This is a genomic window from Aestuariispira insulae, from assembly GCF_003385955.1.
GTDB classification, from domain to species: Bacteria; Pseudomonadota; Alphaproteobacteria; order UBA8366; family Aestuariispiraceae; genus Aestuariispira; species Aestuariispira insulae.
Genome location: NZ_QRDW01000003.1, coordinates 80709 through 102369, shown reverse-complemented (window position 1 = coordinate 102369; position 21661 = coordinate 80709). Strand labels below are relative to the sequence as shown.

Sequence of the window (21661 nt, the reverse complement as noted above, 5' to 3'; positions counted from 1 at the left end):
TCGGTGTAACCGGCTTAGGCGCGGTCAACGGATTCCTGGATGATGCGTTTGGCATCGGCAGCAGGGGCCCAGTCTTTCAGCTTGACCCATTTACCCGGCTCCAGATCTTTATAATGCTCGAAGAAATGCTTGATCTGGTCCAGCAGGCGCTGCGGCAGGTCGGTGGCTTCCTGGATGTCATTGTAATAGGGGGTCATTTTCTCATGGGGCACGGCCAGGATCTTTTCATCCATGCCAGCTTCATCTTCCATGATCAAAACCCCGATCGGGCGGCAGCGGATCACACAGCCCGGCTGCAGCGGCAACTGGCCTACGACCAGAACGTCCGCCGGATCGCCATCGTCGGAAAGGGTGCCCGGAATGAAACCGTAATTGGCCGGATAATACATCGGGGTGGCGATGAAACGGTCCACAAAAACCGCACCGGACTCTTTGTCCAGCTCATATTTGATCGGCACGCCCATGGGGACTTCGATCACAACATTGATATCTTCCGGCGGATTTTTGCCGGCAGGAATCTTGGAAATATCCATGAAGGCTACCCTTCCCTAACTCTATAAGACCAAAACGGTGAAAAACTCGGTTGCCGCCTTATACCGTCTCATTGCCCGGCCAACAAGAGTGGGTTGGAACCCGGGGCCGCGACCGGGTTTCTTTATGTTTCGTTAATTTAGTGGCATTAGACTGACCATCTTCCCGTAAAATGGTTTTAATGAATTGGATTATCAGGATAATTTCGGGGGTTAGGTCCATGCCGTGGTTTAGAAATCTCAAAATCACCCGCAAGCTCGCGGTCGGTTTGGGCATCCTGTTGCTGGTATTGCTGCTTTTTTCCCTGTTTACCTTTTTGCAGAACCGGCATGTGGAAGCGGTCGCCAAAGAAAGCGCGAAGGCTTATGAAACCACGGTAAAGCTGCGCGAAGTCCAGGTGGAATTGCTGGATATGTCCTCGTTGGTGCGTGGGGTATTGGTAACCGGCAATGACTATCTGATTGGAATATATGATAATGTTTCCATGGCATTTGACCGTGATATTGAGATCCTGATTCAGCTTTATGAGGGGGATCCGGAGGGCCAGGCGATTGCCAGGGACCTCAAGAAAACCGTAACGGATCTGCGCAATAATGTTTACAGCAAACAGCTGGAGATGATGCTGGATCCGGCACGACAGGCGCAGGCACGGGAAATGGAGATCAAAGGCGAAAGCTGGCCCTTCATTGAAAAAGTCCTGAATAATGTCGGCAAGGCGACGGAGCGCCAGGCAGAGCTGCTGGCGCAGAAACGATCCGCGACCCAGGCGGCTTATCGCCAGAATGATCTTGTGGCGCTGATTTCGACCATTGCAGCGGTGGCGCTGTCTATTGTAACGGCGATCCTGCTAAGTCGCTCTATCGGCCGGCCGATCATGACCATCACCGGGACAATGCGCGCACTTGCCGATCGCACCATGGATGTAGAAATCCCGCATACCAAGCGGCGCGATGAGATTGGTGATATGGGCCGGGCGGTGCAGGTTTTCCGGGATAATATGGTCCGGGCCGATGAACTGGCCGCTGAACAGCAGCGCGCGCAAGCCGCACAGTTGGAGGCTGGCAGGCGGCTGGAAAACCTTACGAATGATTTTGATGGGCGGGTTGGCGAAGTGCTGTCCCGCGTGGAGGCGGCCAACGACATCATGAGCGGCAGTGCCAGCGAGATGCAGGCGATTGCCTCGGATACCCAGGAAAAATCCGTGATTGTTGTCTCTTCGGCAAATGAGGCCTCCAGCAATGTCGAGACCGTCGCGGCGGCCACCGAGGAATTACTGGCCTCAATTCAGGAGATATCCGCCCAGGCCAGCAAGTCTTCCAATGTTGCCCATGAAGCATCCGATGTGGCCAAGGAGACCCGCAATACGGTGCGCGCGCTTGAGGTGAGCGCGAACCGCATTGGTGAAGTGGTGGCATTGATCACTGATATTGCCGAACAGACCAACCTCTTGGCCCTGAATGCGACCATTGAGGCGGCGCGCGCGGGCGATGCCGGCAAGGGATTTGCCGTGGTTGCCAACGAAGTGAAGAATCTTGCGACCCAAACTGCTAAGGCGACGGATGAAATCTCATCACAGGTGACGGGTATCCAATCCACAACAGGCCATTCGGTGAAGGCAATTGAACGGGTGGCGGACATCATCTCGGAAATTACCGAAATCGCGAGCGGTATTGCCGCTGCTGTGGAAGAACAATCCGCCGCAACGCGGGAAATTGCTGAAAATGTCAATCAGGCATCGGTTGGTACAGGACAGGTAACCGAAGCCATGAATGATATTTCCCAGGCCTGTGACGCGACCGGAGGCGCGGCGCAAAAAGTACGATCCGCTGTGGATGATCTGACCGAACAGGCGGGGTCGCTCAATCGCGAGGTGCGCTCATTTCTCGAAGCGGTCAAGAAATCAGATTGATCGGTATCGACAGCGGTTTGTCGTGGCCTAATTGTCCTGACCGGACCAACTGGACTGGACCCGTCGGCGTGGGACAAGCAGGCTGACATAGCCGATCAGCAGATATCCAACGACAAATCCGAATAGCGCATGGACAAAACCACTCACCGTTACGGGAATGGCGGGCCGGTAGTTTTCAAGGGTGGCCTGGGCGGTGGCGGTATCCAGTCTCAACAGCATGGTGAAAAGCAACTCATGGGCCCTGGCATTGTCCATTTCATCAATCGCCTTTTGCACACTGACCCGGCGGCCAAGCATGTTGGAAAGATTTTGGCCTTCGCTTTGTATCACCATATCGGAATTATCCAGAAAATGCCGGATATAATCATACCGTTCCATTCCCGCATCACTGGCCCGGATGTCCAATGCGGCTACCTGGCGGTTCAATTCATCAAGTGTGCCGCCGAGACGCTGTTTATATTGTTGCTGGAATTCCGGGAATTGGGAAAGCGCAATTGCAAACAGCCCCGCCACTGTCAGGAAGATCGCTTTTTTTATACCCACTTCGTTAAAGCTCCATAAATCAAAATATAATTATTTCAATTATATATAGGGAATTTTGAATGTTACATCACAAATATATTCAGGCCTCTGCAATATCGTAACCTGCACTGCTGGAATGGCAAAGTCATGATTACCATCATGGGTTTGGCAGGTTTCAATCCGACGGATGTCAGTATTTATATTTCGATACCGAAACAAAAAGTTACCGGATTGTGGGGCGATGCCCGGAGGCTGGTCCATCTCCCAACCATTCCTGGCTAAAGGACAACTGTGGCATCATTGGGGCTGGAACAAGAAAACCCCCTTGGAACTGGTCCCTGCGGCGCATGGCCGATAGGGGGAATCCAAGGGGGTGATTTCTGACTGTTTTCCGGTATCAAATATATCATGCTCCCGGAAAATGTCGGTTATTTGGTGCCGAACAAGCGATCGCCCGCATCACCCAGGCCCGGTACGATATAAGCTTTTTCATTCAGCTTCTCGTCGAGCGAGGCGGTATAGATATGCACATTCGGGTGATGTTCCTGGAATACCCGTATGCCTTCCGGCGCAGCCACCAGGGCGAGGAAGCGGATGTTATGCTCTTCAACACCATGGCGTAATAACACATCCATGGCATGGACCGCGGAATGGCCTGTGGCCATCATCGGGTCACAGAGGATGAACAGGCGCCCGCCGGCTTCCGGCAGTTTCACATAATATTCGTGCGGTCGTTTTGTTTCCGGGTCGCGATATAGGCCGACATGGCCCTCACGTGCGCCCGGCATCAATTCGCGCAGGCCTTCCACCATGCCCTGCCCTGCGCGCAGGATCGAGATGATGGCCGGTTTGCGGCCGGCCAGGGTCGGGGCTTCCATTTCCATCAACGGGGTTTCGATTTTCTTGGTGGTCAGCGGGATATGACGGGTGATTTCATACCCCATCAGCAGCGCGATTTCGCGCAGGAGCTGCCGGAAATGGGAGGTCGGTGTGTCCTTCTCCCGCATGATGGTCAATTTATGCTGGACCAACGGGTGGTCGACAATATGCAGACTCGGAAAGTCGGGATGGCTTTGCATGGCTTAAACCGCTTAGTCGTTTTGTTGTTATCTGTGAATGCCGGGAAATATACTGGTTGATCCCCTCGCCCCGGCAGGGGCATGTCCGCCCCTTTGCTGCCCTACCATAACGATAAAGGCGCCATCCGCCAAGATTGGCCGAAGGCGAGAGCGGCATTTTGCACGAATTAATGCCTGTTTTTTGCTGCAAAGACCTGACGGTCTGATACATTTTCCCTCTGGAACAGGGAATTATCACATCATGACCGCAGAAATCACCAAACTGCCAGCCGCCAACCGTCCCTTGTCGGAGCCGATGCCCGATCAGATCAGGAAGGCATCAGCCACGGCCGCACGACAGCGGTTTTTGCTGACCTTCTTGGCAATCGTTTTTACGGGCGGATGGCTGGGGCTGTGTGGCTGGTATGTGGACCGCCAGGTCGGGTGGCCGCTATTGGGTCAGATGTTGCCCCATGAACAGGCGGCTATCCTGAGCGGGGTTTTCTCCCCTGTTGCCTTCCTGTGGTTGCTGGCGCTTTTCTGGCGCCGGGGTCAGGCGATCCGGGATCATACGGAGATGCTGAAAAACCATCTGGAATTACTGACTTATCCGGCCGAACAGGCGCAGGACCGGGTGCGGATCGTTGCTGATGCGTTGCGCGACCAAGCGGGCGAGCTGCGCCGGGCGGCGGATGAAGCGATGGAAGCATCCAGTCAGGTGACGGAAACCCTGTCGGTGAAAACCGGTGCGATCATGGAAGCGTCCGGCAAGATGCGCGAAGATACCGGCGAGGCCCGCCGCATGCTCTCCGAGCAGGCAGACCGTATGGAAGATCTGACCGAACGCATGAGCGGCCAGCGGCGGCAACTGGAAGAAACCATCACCCGCCAGACCCAGGTTCTGCAAAGTGCCAGTGACCGGGCGCTGGAGACTAGCGAACAAGTCGGGGCGGGCCTGAAACTGCAGGCAGCCGATCTGACGGCGGCCACCGAACAGTCGGTTTGCATGGCACAGGATATGGGACAGCTGTTTGACAGTTACATGGAACGTCTCGGTGAAGGGGCCGACCAGGCCGTGGGAAAAGCCGGTAAGATTGAGGAATCCTTCAGCAACAGCGCCGATCGCCTGGATGACCTTTCGGAAAGGATCAGTGGCAAGACAGCGGATGCCTCACAACTGCTGCGCCAACAGGTTGATCAGATGGAGACCCGCTTGAACGCGGCCTATGACCAGCAGAAACAGGCATTGAATAATTTTGCTGATTCCGCAGGCGAACGCTTAGACGGGTTGACCAGGGCGCTGCGGGAGCAGACCGAACTGACCAACACCCGGATCCGTGACAGTTTCAGCCAGATGGAAGGCGAGTTGAACCGTCTGTTTGATCAGGCGGGGGGGCGTGTCGGCCAACTGGGCAACAGCCTGATGGATCAGGGCGATCAGATGAATGAACGCCTGGAAGAGGTGCTGGGCCAACAGTCGGGCAAAATGCGCGACGTGATCGCACAGAGCCATGATATGGTCCAGGAAATCACCCTTTCCATGCGCCAACAGGTGCGTGATCTGTCCCATGCGGTGGATCAGTCCTCCGTCCGGTCGGCCAGCATTCGGACCAATATGGAAGACCAGATGGCGGATCTGACTGATCTGGTCAGCCAGTTGAGCAGCCACAGCGCGCAGTTGGACAGCTCTGTTGATGGTCAAAAAGCCGCTCTGGCCCGTTTTTCCGATGAAACCCTGGGACAGATACAAAAGCTTTCCGCGGCTCTGCGCATGCAGAGCGAAGCGGTTGGACGGGCCACCGATGTTTCCGCAGCGCGGGCGGAAGGTCTGCGTGATGCCATGCGCCAGCAGTCCGATGCTTTGAACGAAGCCTCTGCCCAGGCCAATGCCCGTGCCCTGGAAATCGAGGGCAGCCTGGAGAAACGGATTGTGGCCTTCAGTGAGACCCTTGATACCGGGCTGAAAACAGTGGGGGATGCGGTTGATCCTGCATTGGAACAGGCGCGCAGCCTCGTGGATGATTTACGCCAGCAGAGCCATGGGCTGCGTGAGGCGGCGGATTGGTCCGCGGATCAGGCCATGACCATCGGCGAAATCCTGCAAAAACAAAATCGCGACCTTAAGGATGCGGCGGGTACAGCCGGAGAAAAAATCAAGGAATTGCGCGATATTATGCGCGTCCATACGGAGGAATTGCAGGAAGCGGCCGATCATGCCTCCGGCAAAGCGGGCGATATCCGCAATCACCTGCAGGAGGGAACGGAAACCCTGCGTGGCCTGTCGGTGCATCTTGCCGAACAGGAAGAGGCGATCGGGAAATCCGTTGGCAAGCAGGCGGAGACATTGATCAAGGCCTCTACGGATACCGCCGATAAGGCCCATGAGGTCCAGGCGGCCCTGGAAAGCCAGATCCAGTCCATGCGCGATACCGCCGACCAGGTGGATAACCGGCTGACCCAGGCAGGCGGTGTGTTCCGGGGCGAGGCCGGTGCCTTCAAGGAAACGGTGGCGGAAACGCTCAAGCTTATGGAGGATGTCGGTACGCGCTTTGCCCAGCAGCAGGAAAAACTAACCACGGCGTCGGTCCAGGCGGGCATGCAGATGTCCGATAATAAGCAAGCCTTGGAAAATCTCACCAAGGGGCTGGCGCAGGCCTCGGCGGATGCGGCCCAGGTATTGGAACAGCTGAGCCAGGCCATTGGCCGGGAAACCGGTCAGATGTCGGGCGAAGCCGATACAATCCGGGAAAAGCTGACCTCTATCGCCGAACTGTTCAAATCCCAATCCGGAGAAATGCGCGCGGCAGGTGATCTGGCAACCAACAAGATTTCCAGCATGACCAGCGCGCTGGAAGAAAAGACCGGCACTCTTCTGCAGGCATCTGACATGGCATCCAATGCGCTGCATCAGGCCTCCACCCGTGCCCATGGCACCGCGCAAAATCTGATCGGGGTGGTGAAAAAGGCGGCGCAGGAAGCCGGCAATGTATCCGCCACATTTGAAGATGCCACCACCAAACTGGTGGAGGCCGCCGGAAGTGCGGCCAAGCAGGCCGACGAAACCAAGGTGCGTGAACAGGCGCGCACCCGCGACAGTTTCATCCGCGCCACCCGTTTCATCCTGGAAGACCTGAACAGCACGGCCATTGATCTGACCCGGATCATTAATGCAGACGTGCCGGAAACCGATTGGAAACGCTATTTGAAGGGCGACCGCGGGGTGTTTGCCAGAAATCTTTTGCGTCAGAAACCGGCGGATCTGGTGGAAAAACTGCAGGCACGCATGCGTGATGACAGCGAAGCCCGGAATTACATTGCGCGCTATGTCAGTCAAATGGATGCTTTGATAACCGAATGCGGCAAGTCCGACCCGGAAGGCCTGATGCAATCAACGGTCCTGACCTCGGACGTGGGTAAGCTCTATTACCTGCTGCGCCAGGCGATGGGGAAAGATGAATAAGGGGGATGTCTTTGCCGCCGTCATACCGGATCTGATCCGGGCATCCATGAAACACCGCTGATCAGGAAAAGCCCAATCGCGCCCGTAACGCACTGGGATCGGTGCCTGCCTCCCGCAACGCCTTTAACGTTAGGGCTTTGTCCCGTTTGGCAAAACGTTTGCCGTTTTCATCGGTCAACAGCGGGTGATGGAAATAGCGCGGTTCGGGAAAGCCGAACAGTGCCTGTAACACCCGGTGAACATGGGTGGCATGCAAAAGATCCTCGCCCCGGGTGATTAGATTCACCTGGCTGAGCGCATCATCAATGGTGACGGACAGATGATAGCTGGTGCGGATATCTTTGCGTGCCAGCACGATATCGCCGCAGCTTTGCGGCAATACCGCGATCCGGCCCAGCTCCTGATCATGGAAGGAAAGCGGCCCGGTCAGTTTCGCGGCACGGTCCATATGGATGCGCAGCGCATGGGGCCGGCCGGCCTCGATCTTTTCTTGCCGTTCTTCCGGGCTTAATTGTTTGCAGATGCCTGGATACAGCACTCCGTCCGGCCCGTGCGGGGCGCGTGGCGCATTGGCGACCTCTTCCTGGATCTCTTTGCGGGTGCAGAAACAGGGATATATGAGATCGCTTTCTTCGAGCAGATGCAGGAACTGGTCATAGCGTGCCAGGCAATCGGACTGGCGGAAGACCAGTTTTGGATCCCATTCCAGCCCCAGCCAGGCCAGATCCTCAAAAATCCCATCTTCAAATTCCGGGCGGCACCGGGTGATGTCGATATCCTCTATCCTGAGCAGGAACCGGCCGCCCAAAGCTTTCGCCTGGGCCTGCGCAAACAGCGCGGAAAAGGCATGGCCCAGATGCAACAGGCCCGACGGGCTCGGGGCAAAACGGGTAGTGGTCATTTGCGCGAAATCTGTCATGCTTTGCGGGTAGCGAAGAATGAAGCCCTTGTCAAACCGGCAGCAAAGGAATGATCCCTTGTCCCCCCTTTCAGGCCCCGAGATCGCGCCCCATAATGGCGTGCCCCCCAAGAAACTGGTGATCCTTTTGCATGGCTATGGCTCCAACGGGCGGGATCTGATTGACCTGGCCCATCCCTTTTCCCAGAGCCTGCCGGATACGCATTTCATAGCGCCGGATGCGCCGGATAGGTGCGAGATCTCGCCCTTTGGCTATCAGTGGTTCTCGTTGCTGGACCGCTCACCTGCCCAGATGCAGGCGGGTGTTGCGGCGGCAGGTCCTTTGGTGGACCGGTTCATCGATGAACAGCGTGACCGGTTCGGCTTGCAGGACCGGGACATCGCCCTGGTCGGTTTCAGCCAGGGCACGATGCTGTCGCTGGCGGTTGGTTTGGCGCGCTCAAAACCACTGGCGGGTATTCTGGGCTATTCCGGGCGTCTGCTGGGGGAGGGCACGATCCAGGCCGAGGCCCCGCCGGTGATGCTGGTCCATGGCACGCAAGATGATGTGGTGCCCTATGACTGTTCGGAACAGGCGGCGGCAAGACTAGCGGAACTAAACGTCAGTACCCAGTTAATCAAATGTGAAGGGCTGGGCCATAGCATAGACCAGACGGGACTGATTTCAGGTCTTTTATTTTTGAAGGATTGTTTCAGTTCAAAGTCAGATCAGTAACAACAAAATGATATTGGCGATCAATTCTATACTAAATCTTGTGGTCGATTTGGAAGTGGAGTAGTATTTAAATGTAACCAAAGACCGGGAGTGAAACCCATGTCCGCCATGCTCAGTGCATGCCCGTCTTTAGTACTAAACGCGGATTTCAGACCGCTCAGTTATTTCCCGCTATCCCTGTGGTCCTGGCAGGATGCGGTCAAGGCGGTATTGTCCGACCGGGTCAATATCGTCGCCGAATATCCGGAAAAAGTGCACAGCCCCAGCTTCACCATGGCCCTGCCCAGTGTGATTTCGCTGAAGGAATATGTGAAACCGACCGACCGGCCGGCCTTTACCCGGTTCAATGTTTTCCTGCGTGATAAATTGACCTGCCAATATTGCGGTGAGCCTTTCACCGCGCAGAGCCTCACTTTCGACCATGTGGTGCCGCGCACCTATGGCGGCGGCACCAGCTGGGAGAATGTGGTCGCCAGCTGCAGCCCGTGCAACCTGAAAAAAGGCGGGCGCACGCCCAAGGAAGCGGATATGCCGCTCTTGAAGCATCCGCGCCAGCCGACCCCCTGGGAATTGCAGGAAAACGGCCGCGGTTTTCCGCCCAACTTCCTGCATGAAAGCTGGGGCGATTTCCTCTATTGGGATACCGAGCTGGAAAACTGACTCATCCAAGATCAGTCCTATCCTATCCATTTCCGGTGACAGGCCCGGCTGGATCGCCTATGAGAAGCGTCGGATTATGACGGTCAGCGGCTCAGGCGGGGAAAGTTTATGCGTCAGTTTTTGTTCGGGGTGATCATTCTGTTGGCAGGGATGCCGGCGGCAAAGGCGGTGGATTGGGACTACCGCACCGATCCCTATCGGAAAGAATTGCGACAATGCTTGGGCCGCGATGGCCAGGGTGATTGCGATATGGTGATCCGCCGGGTCTATCCGCAATATTGCATGGAAACGGGCTATGCGGCGGCGGAATGCGCGGCGGCCTTCCCCAAGGATGAAAGACGCCAATGGCGGCTTCATGAATATGAAGCGACCTACCTGGACCGGTTGGGTGATTTTTATCTCAGCCGCGATGACCCTTATTGGGCGTTATGGACCTGGCGGGTTGCTGTGAGGCATTTGAGAGACGATCAGATAGTTCCTGAGATCATTTTGAAAATGGTCGCGGTTTTTCAGCAGGAGATGCATGATAGACCGCTAACCTGGACTGAGAATGCCAAACTATTGTACATGTACTATAGTTTTCGAGAATTGACTCCCTCAGGTCCCGAAGGCGACGCAATTCTGGAAATGGTCATCGGCCGCCTGTTGGCAGTAGATGAGATACGGCTTGCTGAACAGCTATCTAATGATCGAAATAATTTTCGTGTGGTCGGAGTAGAAAAAGCCCGTGCCGGGCGGGATCTGGCCTTGATGCTGTTGCTAGATCGCCGTCCAGAGCAGGCCTTGCAGGCACTCGGGCAGACCAGTTTTCCGGAACTCGCACCAGATCTTCTCCAGGATCGCCTTTGGGTCAAAGCTAAAGCTCATTTTGATAAGGGTGATTATGGGAAAGCCAGTCTGACTATCGCCGGTATTGAAGGAAAGGCCTTTGACTCACTCCGGCTCGAGATCGCCCTGAAGCAGAAAGATCTTACCGGGCTTGCCCGTCAGCTTGGCGTCATGCTGGAGCCGGTTTTGGAAGAGGGTGACCTCGATGCAATTCAGCGGGATTTGGTGCTGGGGTGGATGGCAGCCTTAAAAATCCTGGGTGATGAAGATGGGATCCAATTGCTGGATCAGCGGTTTCGCGACCGGATGACCGGGAAAGATCTCAGCCGGGATTATGAATGCCTGGTAACGGCGGGGGCTGAAAGCCGTTGTGATGCGCCAGAAAAACATCTGGAAGTACTTTCCCTGCTGCCGGGCAGTGATTTGACGCTGAAAAGGCATCTGTTTGGTATGAATGCCCGGTATTTGAAAGCAGAAAATCAGACAAAATAAGAAAACATGGGCCGGATTTCTCCGGCCCATGCTGTTTTTGGATCAGGCGGCCTTGAAGGCCATTCTGAAACAAAGATCGCCGGTTTCCTCGAATGGAAATTCGTCAATCTTCTTAAAGCCATAGCGGTCATAGAAGGCGCGCCCGATGGCGTTTTCCTTAAAGACCACCACTTCCAGATCGCCTTTTTCAAGGACGGCCTTGTCCATCAGGGCGCGGCCGATGCCTTTGCCGTGATAGTCAGGCTCCAGGAAGAGCGCCGCCACTTCATTGCCCATGAGCGAAAGAAAGCCGGCGACAGCGCCCTCTTCTTCCGCAATCCAGGTTTCCGTATTGGGAAGATACAGTTCCGGGATATCGCACATCACTTTTTGCAGGAACTCTTCCGTGAGAAAGGGATGGGCCAGTTTGCTGGCATTGTAATAGGCACGGACGATCGCGTCCGTATCGGTTGTTCTATATTTGCGGATCAATGTGATCACTCCAAAAGGTCCGGACCCTGGGCTATCAGGGCCGGTTATTCATGTCTTAGGTGTTAAACAGGCCGAGTCCGGAGAGCCGGAAGGTTGGGCCTGGTTGGGGGCCTGGATCGGCACCCTGTCTTAGCGGGACATAAAATCTCCAGTTTGAAGTGGCGCGACCCTAACGCCGTCCTTTCAAAAAGGCAACAGTTCGATCCGCGCCGAAACATCTGACGACTGATCGCGGTAATCTGCCGCCGTTATCAACGAATGAGAGCGGCCATGCTTACCTGTTTCATCAAATATGAGATCGATCCCTTCAAGCGCGACCAGTTCGAGCAATATGCCAGAAACTGGGGCCAGGCGATCCCGCGCGCCGGGGCCGATTTGATTGGCTATTTTGCGCCCCATGAAGGATCGCTGACCACCGCCTACGGGGTCTATAATATCGAAAACCTCGCGGAGTATGAGGCCTACCGGGCCAGGTTGGCGGCCGATCCGCTGGGCCGGGAGAATTATGAGTTTGCCAAGAAGGAACGGTTCATCCTGAAAGAGGACCGGGTGTTTTTGAAATTGGCCTCAGCGCCGCATGTGGGATGATCTTGGTGGATTGCCGGGGCACGCCCGGAAATGACCATATAGTGGCCAGGATTTATCAATTCTTGAGCGTCATGCCCGGACTTGATCCGGGCATCCATCTTTCCACGATACGCAGTGCAGCGATAAGAGAGTGGCCTAAACCCGCTCCGCCAGCCATATGGCCAGTTTTGAGCCTTTTTTGATGGCTCCGGTCAGCAGCGGATAGGCGGGTGCGTCTTCGGCCCCGTTTTCATAGCCGATGTCGCGATGCTCCACTTCTTCCTGGCGGAAACGCTCAATCATCTCGACCAGTTCCGGCTCTTTCCCCTCGCCCGCCAGCCAGTCGCGCTGTTGCGCGTAATGTTCGTCAATCACTTCCTCGACCGCCACGGTGCAGGCCATGGCGGCCTTTTCGCTGATCATGGCGGTGCCGGCCCCCAATGCATAGCCCATCACATGCCACAGCGGTGACAGGGCGGAGGGGCGGATGCGCCGTTCGTTCAATTCCTTGGAAAAGGCATCCAGATGCACCTGTTCCTGTTCCGCCATATGGCGCAGGGTATCCCCGCATTCCTCATTTCCAAGAACCGCAATCTGGCCGGCATATATGCGTTTGGCACCATATTCACCGGCATGATTGACCCGGATGGCGCGTTCCAACTGGCGGTTGGGGCGCGGATCGCCTGGCAGATGGCTGGGGCCTTTTCGGGGGTGGCTGCTCATAGCGGAACCTCGGACTTTATCAACGGTTGCGGATCGGCACGATCAGGGCATAGAGGCCGAGCGCCGCGGAGATCAGGAAATTGTACCCTGCCATGGAAATGCCGAACAGGGACCATGGCACTTCGTCGCAGCGTATGTCGGGCATGGCGTTGATGGCTGCCGCCAGATCATCCAGATTGTCAAAATCCAGGGGGCCCGAACTGCAGTCCGTTGGGCCTTGCCACCACTTAAATTCCACCCCGGCATGAAGGCCGGCAAGGCCCGTGCTGACCAGCAGGGTAATGCCCATCAGGATCAGCAACATGTTTGACAGGCCCGGCAGGCGTTTGCCCGACCAGAAGGCAGCGCAGCCGATGGCAATGACAATCCACCAGGGCAGGCGTTGATAAAGACATAGTTCGCAGGGGTGGTAGCCGAAACCATATTGGAAAATATAGGCCCCCCCTAAGACCGCGATTGCCACAGCAAGGGTGACCAGAATGGCATTGGCAGGTATGAAGAAAGAGCGCATCATATGTCCGTTATCCGACAAATTTTATGGCCAGGAAACCACCAACCAGCAGGGTGAAAACAGCCGTGGTCATCAGGCCAAACCGTTCCTCGATCAACCGGCGGATCGGCGCACCAAAATAATAGAGCGCCAGCGCCAGAAGGAAAAAGCGCCCGCCGCGCCCGACAATGGATATGCCGGTGAAGGAGGCCAGATCCATGCCCATGGCACCACTGGCAATGGTGATCACCTTATAGGGGATTGGGGTAAAGGCTCCACCCGCCACAATCCAGCCGCCATAGTCCAGATACCATTGCTGGAAGGTCTCATATTTTTCCGCAGCGCCATAAAAAGCGATGATCTGTTGCCCGACGGTTTCAAAAAGGCCGGCCCCGATCAGATAGCCCGCAACGCCGCCGGCGACCGAGGCAACAGTTGCGACAAACGCGATCTGGAAAGCTTTTTCCCGCGCGGCCAGAATCATTGGGATCATCATGATATCCTGCGGGATCGGAAAGAAGGAGCTTTCCGCAAAGGCAATCAGCGCCAGCCACCATATGGCATGGGGATGGGCGGCCAGTTCCAGGGTCCAGTCATAGAGACGGCGCAGCGGGGTAAAAGGATTCATGCGGGGGCCAATCGGGAAAGGGTTGGAAACAGGGTTGAAACGAACCGAATTTACTTAGGCCCTTTCGCCAATTATGCCAAGTTTCTTCTATGGCATGGTGGTCTAGCCGGCATGTCCGCATATGGTTAATGCCTATTGCTGCAGATGGCTGTTAAAAAAACCCAACACCCGTTTTTCCGCATCGATATAGGCCGCCTGATTATACTCGTTGCCTTCGAACCAATCCGGTTTGACCCAGTTGTCCGGGCGCAAAGCGGCGTCTTTCGCATAGGCGACATTGTCAAAGAAATGGGTAATCCCGGGATACATCACCACCGAGACATTTTCCTTGCCGGCTTTTAACATCTTTTCACAGGCTGGCACATTGATCAGCTTGTCGCCATCCCCGGCCAGGACCAGCAGGGGGGCCAGAAATTCCTCATAGGGTTCGCATTGCGGATAAACGGAGACGCCAGCTCTGAAGTGAACATTATCGGGCCGGCTTTCGGCATTGCGGGCCAAGGCTCTGAAAACACTGGAGCCGCCGACGGAAAAACCCAGAATGCCGATGCGGTCTTGATCCACATCGGGCCTGGTGACCATATAGTCAAAGGCCGTCACCGCATCCCCGAGAATTTCTATGTGACCGTCCTTAAAACCCTTTAGGCCGCGGGATCCGAACGGATCCACCAACAAGGTGACATATCCCTGGGATACCAGTTTTAGCGCCCATTGCCTGTGGTTATTCTGGACGCCATCCCCGCTCGGCATGATGATGATCGCGGGCCGTTTCCGGTTGTCTGGGTCATCCGGTTTGCCAAGGAAACCGGTCAGGGTGAGCCCCTCCTTGGGTTTGGCAACCAGCCCTTTGGCCTTGGCGCGCCTGATTTGGAACGGGGTTGGCGGGATCGGTGCCGCCTGAAACCGGACTTCTTTCAAGCTGGTTTCCGGGTTTTCTGAAAAACCGCTGATGGGAAAAAGGGCACCAAAACAGCATACCGCGACTAAAAGCAGCCTGGACATCGCACATACCTCATCGGGTTTGGGTCCTGGGCGGGAATGCCTGGACCTTAAAAAGGTACTGGAACGCATCAAATGATAGCCCGGGCACTATAGAACGGTCTTACATCAGAGGCAAAGCGCCATTCCAAAAACCGGTTCAGCAGCGGGATTGTCTGTCAGAGCGGCAGAAAACGAGGCTTGTTGACCCGTTCACCGGTTTCCGGATCAATATCGGGCACAAAAAGCGGGCTTGTTTCAAAGACACCGGGATTGCGGGATTCCATGGCCGGATCGGTCAGCATAAAACCCATGGTCGCAACCCAAAGCAGTAATCCTGCGGCTATGCCGCAAGCCGTTCTTTGGGCGGATTTCAGTTTTTTCAACCCAAACATGATGTTTGTGCCTTTTTGTTTACCTATGGTGTAATCCTGACTGACCCTGGATATGGGGCCCTTCCCCATAGTTACAAGAGGAGCTTCACAGTTTCGTTACGTAAAAAACGGCGGCGCGGATTGCCAGAATGGCCAGAAGAATGGTTAACGGTCGCACAAGAGTGTCGGCAATGAGGCTTCTTCTTGTCTTTTTGCGCCCGATCCGCTACGAAGTTCGGCAAATATTGTGCAGTTGCACAAAAATCGGGAAAGTCACCATTTTCACATAAGGGAGTGAAGACCATGGCACGCAACAAGATTGCGCTGGTTGGCGCAGGTAATATTGGCGGCACGCTGGCGATGCTGGCAGGGCTGAAGGAACTGGGCGATGTGGTTCTGTTCGATATTGCCGAAGGTACGCCTCAGGGCAAGGCGCTGGATATCGCCGAAGCCTCGCCGGTTGAAGGGTTTGATGCCCGCATGGTCGGATCCAATGATTATGCTGCGATCAAGGATGCGGATGTCGTGATCGTGACCGCTGGTGTCGCGCGCAAGCCCGGCATGAGCCGCGATGACCTGATCGGTATCAATACCAAAGTTATGAAATCCGTGGGCGAAGGCATCAAAAACAACTGCCCGAACGCTTTTGTGATCTGCATCACCAACCCGCTTGATGTCATGGTTGGCGTTCTTCAGCGTGCTGCCGGTCTGCCGACCAACAAGGTGGTGGGCATGGCCGGTGTTCTGGACAGTGCGCGTTTCCGTTATTTCCTGGCCGAGGAATTCAATGTTTCCGTGGAAGATGTGACCGCGTTTGTCCTGGGCGGCCATGGCGATACTATGGTGCCGCTGGTGCGTTATTCCGCTGTTGCCGGTATTCCGGTGCCGGACCTGATCGAAATGGGTTGGTCCACGCAGGACAAAATCGACCAGATTGTCCAGCGCACCCGGGATGGCGGCGCTGAAATCGTCGGTCTGTTGAAAACCGGTTCTGCTTTCTATGCTCCGGCCAGCAGTGCCATTGAGATGGCTGACAGCTATCTGAAGGACAAACGCAAGCTTCTGCCCTGTGCGGCTTATGTGGATGGTGCTTATGGCCTGGACGGCCTTTATGTCGGCGTGCCGGTTATCATCGGTGAAAACGGCGTCGAGAAAGTCGTGGAAATCAAGCTGAATGATGACGAGCAGGCGATGCTGGATCATTCCGTTAAAGCGGTTCAGGATCTTAATGATGTGGTTGCCAAGATGGAAGCCGAAGGCGCCTGATCCTTCGCTGAACCATCGGCCTTTCTCCGATCATGGCCGGATGGCATTGTTTTATATAGAGAAAAAGGGTGCGGTTGCGGATCGCACCCTTTTCTCTTTCTCTCTGACAGGTCCCATAACGCTTTATCATCCTTGAAAGCTGAATCTATTGCGCCTACTCTCACGGGAGATAAGTCACAACTTGGGGCAAGTCGGCAGGCAATTCGGGGAGATTGCCTGATGATCCGGCTGAATTGACGGGTGAAAAATGTCGGATGGCCTGCCCAATCCGCTTTCCGATCTGATTGGTGAGGAAACAGCCAGGATCCGGGATTTTCCGGATGCGATCAAAGATGAGGGGTTGCGCCAGCTGGCTTTGTCCTGGGTGGATCGGTTCCTGATTGGCGGCGGCATTCCCTCAAGCCATGCCTTGGATCCTGTGGTTTTTCCCAAGGCGCTCAATTGTGTATGGTATCTGGAATTTGATGATCAGGTCGGGGAATACCGGTTTCGTCTGGTGGGCAACCGGATTGCGGAGGCCATGGGTCAGTATCCGCGTGGTCAATTGCTGAGCGATGTCTATTCCGGTGATGACTATAGTTTCATCCGGGATTTCCTGCATGAAAGCCTGACCATGCCCGCGATGCTTTATGCGGCGGGAAGCTTTGAACTGGCTTCAACAGAAGCGGCGGAATTTGAACGGTTGTGCCTGCCGGTTTCCGCATCCGAGGGCAAGGTGGACCGTGTTATCGGCGGGACGGTTTTCCATGCGCCGACCGCGGGTGCACAGTTTCTGCTGACCCAGGAACTTCAAACCTATCTCAAGGTAAATCTCTCGGGTTATGCGATCAGCGGCTGGTATTGAGGGTGGTCTTCATGCAACAAGTCTTTGACGGGCTTGGACCTTTTTCACTAATCTCATGCCATGTCGGACGAAACGGAAATATCGGCCTTGATGGCGGCAGCAGAGGCAGCAATCGCGCGCAATGACGGCGCGGTTGCACTCAATCGGTTGAATGCCGTGCTGGCCAAGGACCCTTCCCATGAGGCGGCCCTGCATAAACTTGCGGAACTGGCCTATGCGGTGGGCCGTCATGACCTGTCCTTACAATATATGAACCGTCTGGTTGCCGCTTATCCGGATCATGCCGGTTACTGTTTCCAATTGGGGGCTTTGTTGCTGGGAATGGGCGATCATGAGGCCGGTGAAAATGCGATCCGGCGCACTCTGCTTCTCGATCCGGATCACGAAGCTGCGCGGATTACCCTTGGAAACAGATTGAAGGATCAAGGCCTGCTGGAGGAAGCGGCCGATCAGTATAAAGCCGTTTTGCGGGCTTCACCTGATTTAACCGGTGTTCAATCCAACCTGGCGTCTGTGCTGACTGCCCAGGGTCGCCATGAAGAGGCAGCCAGGCTTTATGATGACGTGATTGCCAAGGCACCGGATCTGCAGATGGCCCAGAGCAATCGTTTGATGAATATGAATTACCGGGCTGATTGCACGGTTCAGGAAATCGCCGACGCGCATAAAGCCTGGGGCCGTGCCTTTCCAACCCCTGCTGCGCCGGATTTTGACGCCGACCCGGACCGGCGTCTGCATGTTGCCTATCTGTCACCGGATTTCCGTAATCACCCGGTGATCTGGTTCTTTCATGCGCTGATCCGGTTTCATGACCGGCAGAAGGTCCGGGTCACCTGTTTGTCAAACCTGGGCCGCGAAGATGAAAAAACCGACCTTGTTAAAGGCCTGGCTGATGGTTGGCACAGGATTGATCAATTGGATGACCAGGCATTGGTGGATCTGATCCGCAAGGAGAAGATCGACATTCTGGTGGATCTGGCCGGCCATACGGGCAACAACCGATTAACGGTAATGGCCAGGAAGCCGGCGCCGTTGCAAATGACATGGTTGGGCTATCCCAACAGCACCGGTTTGCCGCAGATTGACTACCGGATCGTCGATGCGGTGACCGACCCGCCGGGCGCGGAGGCTTTTCACTCGGAGCGCCTTATACGGCTGGAAAACGGGTTTTTATGCTTCACGCCGCCTGATGGCGCGCCTGATGTGGCACCGCTGCCGATGCTTGAGAATGGCTATTGCACCTTTGCGTCTTTCAATAATCTGGCCAAGGTGACCCGGCAAGTGGTTGGTCTCTGGTCCGAGATCCTGCATAAAGTTCCGGGATCGAAATTGATTATCAAGGCCCGTTCCCTGGATGACCCCGGAACCCGGGCGCGCTATTTGAAATGGTTCGCGACGGAGGGGATCGCGCCGGAGAGGCTGGATCTCAAAGGGCGTTTGCCCGGAGCCTGGGATCATCTCAACCTTTATAACCAGGCGGATATCGCCCTTGATACTTTTCCCTATAACGGCACCACGACAACCTGTGAAGCGCTTTATATGGGCCTGCCGGTTTTGGCCTTGGCGGGTGACCGGCATGCCGCAAGGGTCAGTGCCAGCCTGTTGACGCGGTTAGGATATTCCAATTTAATTTCGGATACGAAACAGGAGCTTGTTGAAAAAGCCTCAGCGCTTGCCGCGGATCCGGTCGGGTTGGCCCAGATGCGTGCGGGCACGCGGCCCAGATTATTGGCTTCCCCCCTTTGTGATGGGCCGGCATTCGCCCACTCGATGGAGGCCGCCTATAGGGATGCCTGGCAAAAACACTGCTGGGAGGCAACTGGTGAGCTCAGCTAATGAATAGATGGCTAGTTTATTCCTGTTGAAGGAATGTACAATTGATGCGGCGCAAAATTTTTTGACGATCGGCTGTTGCTAAGCCTTGTAACACTGGTACATTTAGGTGTAAGCGACAGCCAAGGCGTTGCTTGCGACATGGGGAGGTTGTGAACAAAGCCCCAACCATCAGAGAAGAGCAAAACTGCTCAAATGCACCATGGGTAACCCAAGGGAAGCCAGGGAAACATGAATATCCACGAGTATCAGGCGAAGGAACTTCTGCGGAAGTTCGGTGTCGCCGTGCCGAACGGCAAGGTGGCTTATACCGTTGATGAAGCGGTACAGGCGGCCAACGAGTTGGGCGGTCCGATCTGGGTCGTCAAATCACAAATTCATGCCGGTGGCCGCGGCGCCGGTCGCTTCAAGGGCGGGGATCCGGAAAAGGGCGGCGTTCGGCTGGCCAAATCCATCGATGATGTCCGCACCGATGCCAAGGCCATGCTGGGCCAGGTTCTGGTCACCAAGCAGACCGGCCCCGATGGCAAGGAAGTCAAGCGGCTCTACATTGAAGAAGGCTGTGACATCGCGCGCGAACTCTATCTGAGCCTACTCATCGACCGTGCGACCAGTCAGGTCACCATCATGGCTTCCACCGAAGGCGGGATGGAGATTGAGGAAGTCGCCGAAGCGACCCCTGAGAAAATCATCAAGGTCGCAATTGACCCGGCAACCGGCATTGCGCCGTTCCACTGCCGCAAGATCGCCTTTGGTTTGGGTCTTGAAGGCGGCCAGGTTAAATCCGCCACCAAATTCCTGACCGCAATGTATAAGGCGTTTGTCGAGATGGATGCCAGCATGGTTGAGGTCAACCCGCTGGTCGTGACCGGTGCCGGCGAAGTGATCGCGCTGGATGCCAAGATGAATTTTGACGACAACGCGCTGTTCCGTCATTCCGACGTTTCCGACATGCGGGACGAGGATGAAGAGGATCCGGCTGAGTTGGAAGCTGCCAAACATGAGCTGAACTATATCAAGCTCGACGGTTCCATCGGCTGCATGGTCAATGGCGCAGGTCTGGCCATGGCGACCATGGATATCATCAAGCTAAAGGGGGGCGAACCCGCCAACTTCCTGGATGTGGGCGGTGGTGCGACCACCGAACGTGTGACCAAAGCATTCAAGATCATCCTGAGTGACGCCAATGTCGAAGGCATCCTGGTCAATATCTTTGGCGGTATCATGCGTTGTGATGTGATTGCCGAGGGCGTGGTTGCGGCGGCGCGCGAAGTATCACTTCATGTACCCCTCGTTGTGCGCCTGGAAGGCACCAACGTGGAGCGCGGCAAGGAAATTATGGCCGAAAGCGGCCTGCCGATCATTTCCGCCGACAATCTGGAAGATGCAGCCGAAAAAGTGGTTGCCGCTGTGAAGGAGGCAAGCTGATGGCTGTTCTCATTAATCGCGACACCAAGGTGATCTGCCAGGGCTTCACCGGCGCGCAGGGCACCTTCCATTCCGAGCAGGCCATTGCTTATGGCACCAAAATGGTTGGTGGTGTGACCCCCGGCAAGGGCGGCGGCACTCATCTTGATCTGCCGGTCTATGATACCGTTGCAGAAGCCAAGGACCGTACCGGTGCCAATGCCAGCGTCATCTATGTTCCGCCGCCGTTCGCGGCTGATGCCATCCTGGAAGCGATTGAAGCTGAAATGGAACTGGCGGTCTGCATCACCGAAGGTATTCCGGTCATGGACATGGTCAAGGTCAAGCGTGCCCTTGAGGGCTCCAAGACCCGCCTGGTCGGCCCGAACTGTCCCGGCGTGATCACGCCGGAACAGTGCAAGATCGGCATCATGCCGGGCCATATCCATAAACCCGGCAAGATCGGTGTTGTGTCCCGCTCCGGCACGCTGACCTATGAGGCGGTCGGTCAGACCACGGCGGTTGGCCTGGGCCAGACCACCTGTATTGGTATTGGCGGTGATCCGGTCAACGGCACCAACTTCATCGACTGCCTGGAAATGTTCCTGGACGATGACGAGACCGAAGGCATCATCATGATCGGCGAAATCGGCGGCACCGCGGAAGAGGAAGCGGCCGAGTTCATCAAACAGTCCAAGATTAAGAAACCGATGGTTGGTTTCATCGCGGGTGTGACCGCCCCTCCGGGCAAACGGATGGGCCATGCAGGCGCGATCATCTCTGGCGGACAGGGCACGGCGGAATCCAAACAGGATGCTATGCGCTCTGCCGGTATCGAGGTGGCTGACAGTCCATCGGCTCTTGGCTCTACGATGCTGAAAGTGATGAAGGGCTGAAAAGTGAAGACCAGGGGAGAGTGAAAAAACTCTCCCCTTCCTTTTTGTTCCATGTAACTATTTGAAAATACCCTCATGTGAAGAGGGAAG

General features: G+C 55.7%; 21 protein-coding genes. 11 read left to right on the top strand and 10 right to left on the bottom strand.

Features of this window, described 5'->3' with window-relative positions:
- Window positions 1-14: 14 nt before the first annotated feature.
- Window positions 15-533: an inorganic diphosphatase gene (gene ppa, locus DFP90_RS09335; protein ID WP_115936204.1), complete on the bottom strand. Its 519-nt coding sequence runs from the start codon at window positions 531-533 to the stop codon at window positions 15-17.
- A 218-nt stretch (window positions 534-751) separates the two neighbouring features.
- On the opposite strand from ppa, the gene DFP90_RS09330 reads away from it, so the two are divergent.
- A complete protein-coding gene (locus DFP90_RS09330; RefSeq protein ID WP_181905276.1) occupies window positions 752-2440 on the top strand; it encodes a methyl-accepting chemotaxis protein in 1689 nt (562 codons plus the stop codon).
- Between the two features lie 27 nt (window positions 2441-2467).
- On the opposite strand, the gene DFP90_RS09325 is transcribed toward DFP90_RS09330, so the two are convergent.
- The gene (locus DFP90_RS09325; RefSeq protein ID WP_115936202.1) at window positions 2468-2983 is read right to left on the bottom strand and encodes a DUF2937 family protein; all 516 of its coding nucleotides are present in this window, start codon (window positions 2981-2983) and stop codon (window positions 2468-2470) included.
- A gap of 407 nt (window positions 2984-3390) precedes the next feature.
- Window positions 3391-4041: a uracil phosphoribosyltransferase gene (gene upp, locus DFP90_RS09320; protein WP_115936201.1), complete on the bottom strand. Its 651-nt coding sequence runs from the start codon at window positions 4039-4041 to the stop codon at window positions 3391-3393.
- A 241-nt stretch (window positions 4042-4282) separates the two neighbouring features.
- Here upp and DFP90_RS09315 point away from each other — a divergent pair, with 241 nt between their 5' ends.
- Window positions 4283-7480, top strand: coding sequence for a hypothetical protein (locus DFP90_RS09315; RefSeq protein WP_115936200.1), 3198 nt, complete (start codon window positions 4283-4285; stop codon window positions 7478-7480).
- Between the two features lie 61 nt (window positions 7481-7541).
- Here DFP90_RS09315 and gluQRS read toward each other — a convergent pair whose 3' ends face one another.
- Window positions 7542-8381 carry a tRNA glutamyl-Q(34) synthetase GluQRS gene (gene gluQRS / locus DFP90_RS09310; RefSeq protein WP_115936498.1) on the bottom strand — a complete coding sequence of 280 codons (840 nt, stop codon included), beginning with the start codon at window positions 8379-8381 and terminating at the stop codon, window positions 7542-7544.
- Window positions 8382-8457: 76 nt separating this feature from the next.
- Between gluQRS and DFP90_RS09305 the strand changes: the two genes are divergently transcribed.
- The 3 genes from DFP90_RS09305 to DFP90_RS09295 all read left to right on the top strand — a co-directional run bounded on the left by DFP90_RS09305 (window position 8458) and on the right by DFP90_RS09295 (window position 11094).
- Window positions 8458-9114, top strand: coding sequence for an alpha/beta hydrolase (locus DFP90_RS09305; RefSeq protein ID WP_245957016.1), 657 nt, complete (start codon window positions 8458-8460; stop codon window positions 9112-9114).
- A 99-nt stretch (window positions 9115-9213) separates the two neighbouring features.
- Window positions 9214-9774 (top strand): HNH endonuclease, encoded by a 561-nt coding sequence (locus DFP90_RS09300; protein WP_115936198.1) that lies wholly within the window; start codon window positions 9214-9216, stop codon window positions 9772-9774.
- Window positions 9775-9882: 108 nt separating this feature from the next.
- Window positions 9883-11094 (top strand): hypothetical protein, encoded by a 1212-nt coding sequence (locus DFP90_RS09295; RefSeq protein ID WP_115936197.1) that lies wholly within the window; start codon window positions 9883-9885, stop codon window positions 11092-11094.
- Between the two features lie 42 nt (window positions 11095-11136).
- Here the strand turns inward: DFP90_RS09295 and DFP90_RS09290 are convergent, their stop codons facing one another.
- Complete coding sequence (locus DFP90_RS09290; protein WP_115936196.1) at window positions 11137-11574, bottom strand: GNAT family N-acetyltransferase; 438 nt, start codon at window positions 11572-11574, stop codon at window positions 11137-11139.
- A 261-nt stretch (window positions 11575-11835) separates the two neighbouring features.
- Here DFP90_RS09290 and DFP90_RS09285 point away from each other — a divergent pair, with 261 nt between their 5' ends.
- Window positions 11836-12153, top strand: coding sequence for an NIPSNAP family protein (locus tag DFP90_RS09285; protein ID WP_115936195.1), 318 nt, complete (start codon window positions 11836-11838; stop codon window positions 12151-12153).
- Window positions 12154-12288: 135 nt separating this feature from the next.
- Here the strand turns inward: DFP90_RS09285 and DFP90_RS09280 are convergent, their stop codons facing one another.
- The 5 genes from DFP90_RS09280 to DFP90_RS09260 form a co-directional block, all read right to left on the bottom strand.
- A complete protein-coding gene (locus DFP90_RS09280) occupies window positions 12289-12855 on the bottom strand; it encodes a demethoxyubiquinone hydroxylase family protein (RefSeq protein ID WP_115936194.1) in 567 nt (188 codons plus the stop codon).
- Window positions 12856-12874: 19 nt separating this feature from the next.
- The gene (locus DFP90_RS09275) at window positions 12875-13369 is read right to left on the bottom strand and encodes a disulfide bond formation protein B (RefSeq protein ID WP_245957015.1); all 495 of its coding nucleotides are present in this window, start codon (window positions 13367-13369) and stop codon (window positions 12875-12877) included.
- A gap of 7 nt (window positions 13370-13376) precedes the next feature.
- A complete protein-coding gene (locus tag DFP90_RS09270; RefSeq protein WP_115936193.1) occupies window positions 13377-13973 on the bottom strand; it encodes a YqaA family protein in 597 nt (198 codons plus the stop codon).
- A 132-nt stretch (window positions 13974-14105) separates the two neighbouring features.
- A complete protein-coding gene (locus DFP90_RS09265; protein WP_181905275.1) occupies window positions 14106-14975 on the bottom strand; it encodes a dienelactone hydrolase family protein in 870 nt (289 codons plus the stop codon).
- 155 nt (window positions 14976-15130) lie between these two features.
- A complete protein-coding gene (locus DFP90_RS09260) occupies window positions 15131-15346 on the bottom strand; it encodes a hypothetical protein (protein ID WP_115936191.1) in 216 nt (71 codons plus the stop codon).
- A 282-nt stretch (window positions 15347-15628) separates the two neighbouring features.
- Between DFP90_RS09260 and mdh the strand changes: the two genes are divergently transcribed.
- The 5 genes from mdh to sucD all read left to right on the top strand — a co-directional run bounded on the left by mdh (window position 15629) and on the right by sucD (window position 21571).
- Complete coding sequence (gene mdh / locus DFP90_RS09255) at window positions 15629-16591, top strand: malate dehydrogenase (protein ID WP_115936190.1); 963 nt, start codon at window positions 15629-15631, stop codon at window positions 16589-16591.
- A 247-nt stretch (window positions 16592-16838) separates the two neighbouring features.
- Window positions 16839-17435: a PAS domain-containing protein gene (locus DFP90_RS09250; RefSeq protein ID WP_115936189.1), complete on the top strand. Its 597-nt coding sequence runs from the start codon at window positions 16839-16841 to the stop codon at window positions 17433-17435.
- Window positions 17436-17495: 60 nt separating this feature from the next.
- Window positions 17496-19271 (top strand): O-linked N-acetylglucosamine transferase, SPINDLY family protein, encoded by a 1776-nt coding sequence (locus tag DFP90_RS09245; protein ID WP_115936188.1) that lies wholly within the window; start codon window positions 17496-17498, stop codon window positions 19269-19271.
- 228 nt (window positions 19272-19499) lie between these two features.
- A complete protein-coding gene (gene sucC, locus DFP90_RS09240) occupies window positions 19500-20696 on the top strand; it encodes an ADP-forming succinate--CoA ligase subunit beta (protein WP_115936187.1) in 1197 nt (398 codons plus the stop codon).
- Window positions 20696-21571, top strand: coding sequence for a succinate--CoA ligase subunit alpha (gene sucD / locus DFP90_RS09235; RefSeq protein WP_115936186.1), 876 nt, complete (start codon window positions 20696-20698; stop codon window positions 21569-21571). The genes sucC and sucD overlap by 1 nt, the downstream gene beginning before the upstream one ends.
- Window positions 21572-21661 lie beyond the last annotated feature (90 nt).

What these genes read in the sequence shown, in the direction of transcription:
- upp (WP_115936201.1), bottom strand. Translation starts at nt 4,041, where the DNA reads ATGCAAAGCCATCCCGACTTTCCGAGTCTGCATATTGTCGACCACCCG.
- DFP90_RS09245 (WP_115936188.1), top strand. Translation starts at nt 17,496, where the DNA reads ATGTCGGACGAAACGGAAATATCGGCCTTGATGGCGGCAGCAGAGGCA.
- sucD (WP_115936186.1), top strand. Translation starts at nt 20,696, where the DNA reads ATGGCTGTTCTCATTAATCGCGACACCAAGGTGATCTGCCAGGGCTTC.
- DFP90_RS09295 (WP_115936197.1), top strand. Translation starts at nt 9,883, where the DNA reads ATGCGTCAGTTTTTGTTCGGGGTGATCATTCTGTTGGCAGGGATGCCG.
- DFP90_RS09330 (WP_181905276.1), top strand. Translation starts at nt 752, where the DNA reads ATGCCGTGGTTTAGAAATCTCAAAATCACCCGCAAGCTCGCGGTCGGT.
- DFP90_RS09275 (WP_245957015.1), bottom strand. Translation starts at nt 13,369, where the DNA reads ATGATGCGCTCTTTCTTCATACCTGCCAATGCCATTCTGGTCACCCTT.
- DFP90_RS09250 (WP_115936189.1), top strand. Translation starts at nt 16,839, where the DNA reads ATGTCGGATGGCCTGCCCAATCCGCTTTCCGATCTGATTGGTGAGGAA.
- DFP90_RS09315 (WP_115936200.1), top strand. Translation starts at nt 4,283, where the DNA reads ATGACCGCAGAAATCACCAAACTGCCAGCCGCCAACCGTCCCTTGTCG.
- mdh (WP_115936190.1), top strand. Translation starts at nt 15,629, where the DNA reads ATGGCACGCAACAAGATTGCGCTGGTTGGCGCAGGTAATATTGGCGGC.
- ppa (WP_115936204.1), bottom strand. Translation starts at nt 533, where the DNA reads ATGGATATTTCCAAGATTCCTGCCGGCAAAAATCCGCCGGAAGATATC.
- sucC (WP_115936187.1), top strand. Translation starts at nt 19,500, where the DNA reads ATGAATATCCACGAGTATCAGGCGAAGGAACTTCTGCGGAAGTTCGGT.
- DFP90_RS09300 (WP_115936198.1), top strand. Translation starts at nt 9,214, where the DNA reads ATGTCCGCCATGCTCAGTGCATGCCCGTCTTTAGTACTAAACGCGGAT.
- DFP90_RS09285 (WP_115936195.1), top strand. Translation starts at nt 11,836, where the DNA reads ATGCTTACCTGTTTCATCAAATATGAGATCGATCCCTTCAAGCGCGAC.
- DFP90_RS09280 (WP_115936194.1), bottom strand. Translation starts at nt 12,855, where the DNA reads ATGAGCAGCCACCCCCGAAAAGGCCCCAGCCATCTGCCAGGCGATCCG.
- DFP90_RS09265 (WP_181905275.1), bottom strand. Translation starts at nt 14,975, where the DNA reads ATGTCCAGGCTGCTTTTAGTCGCGGTATGCTGTTTTGGTGCCCTTTTT.
- DFP90_RS09260 (WP_115936191.1), bottom strand. Translation starts at nt 15,346, where the DNA reads ATGTTTGGGTTGAAAAAACTGAAATCCGCCCAAAGAACGGCTTGCGGC.
- DFP90_RS09270 (WP_115936193.1), bottom strand. Translation starts at nt 13,973, where the DNA reads ATGAATCCTTTTACCCCGCTGCGCCGTCTCTATGACTGGACCCTGGAA.
- gluQRS (WP_115936498.1), bottom strand. Translation starts at nt 8,381, where the DNA reads ATGACCACTACCCGTTTTGCCCCGAGCCCGTCGGGCCTGTTGCATCTG.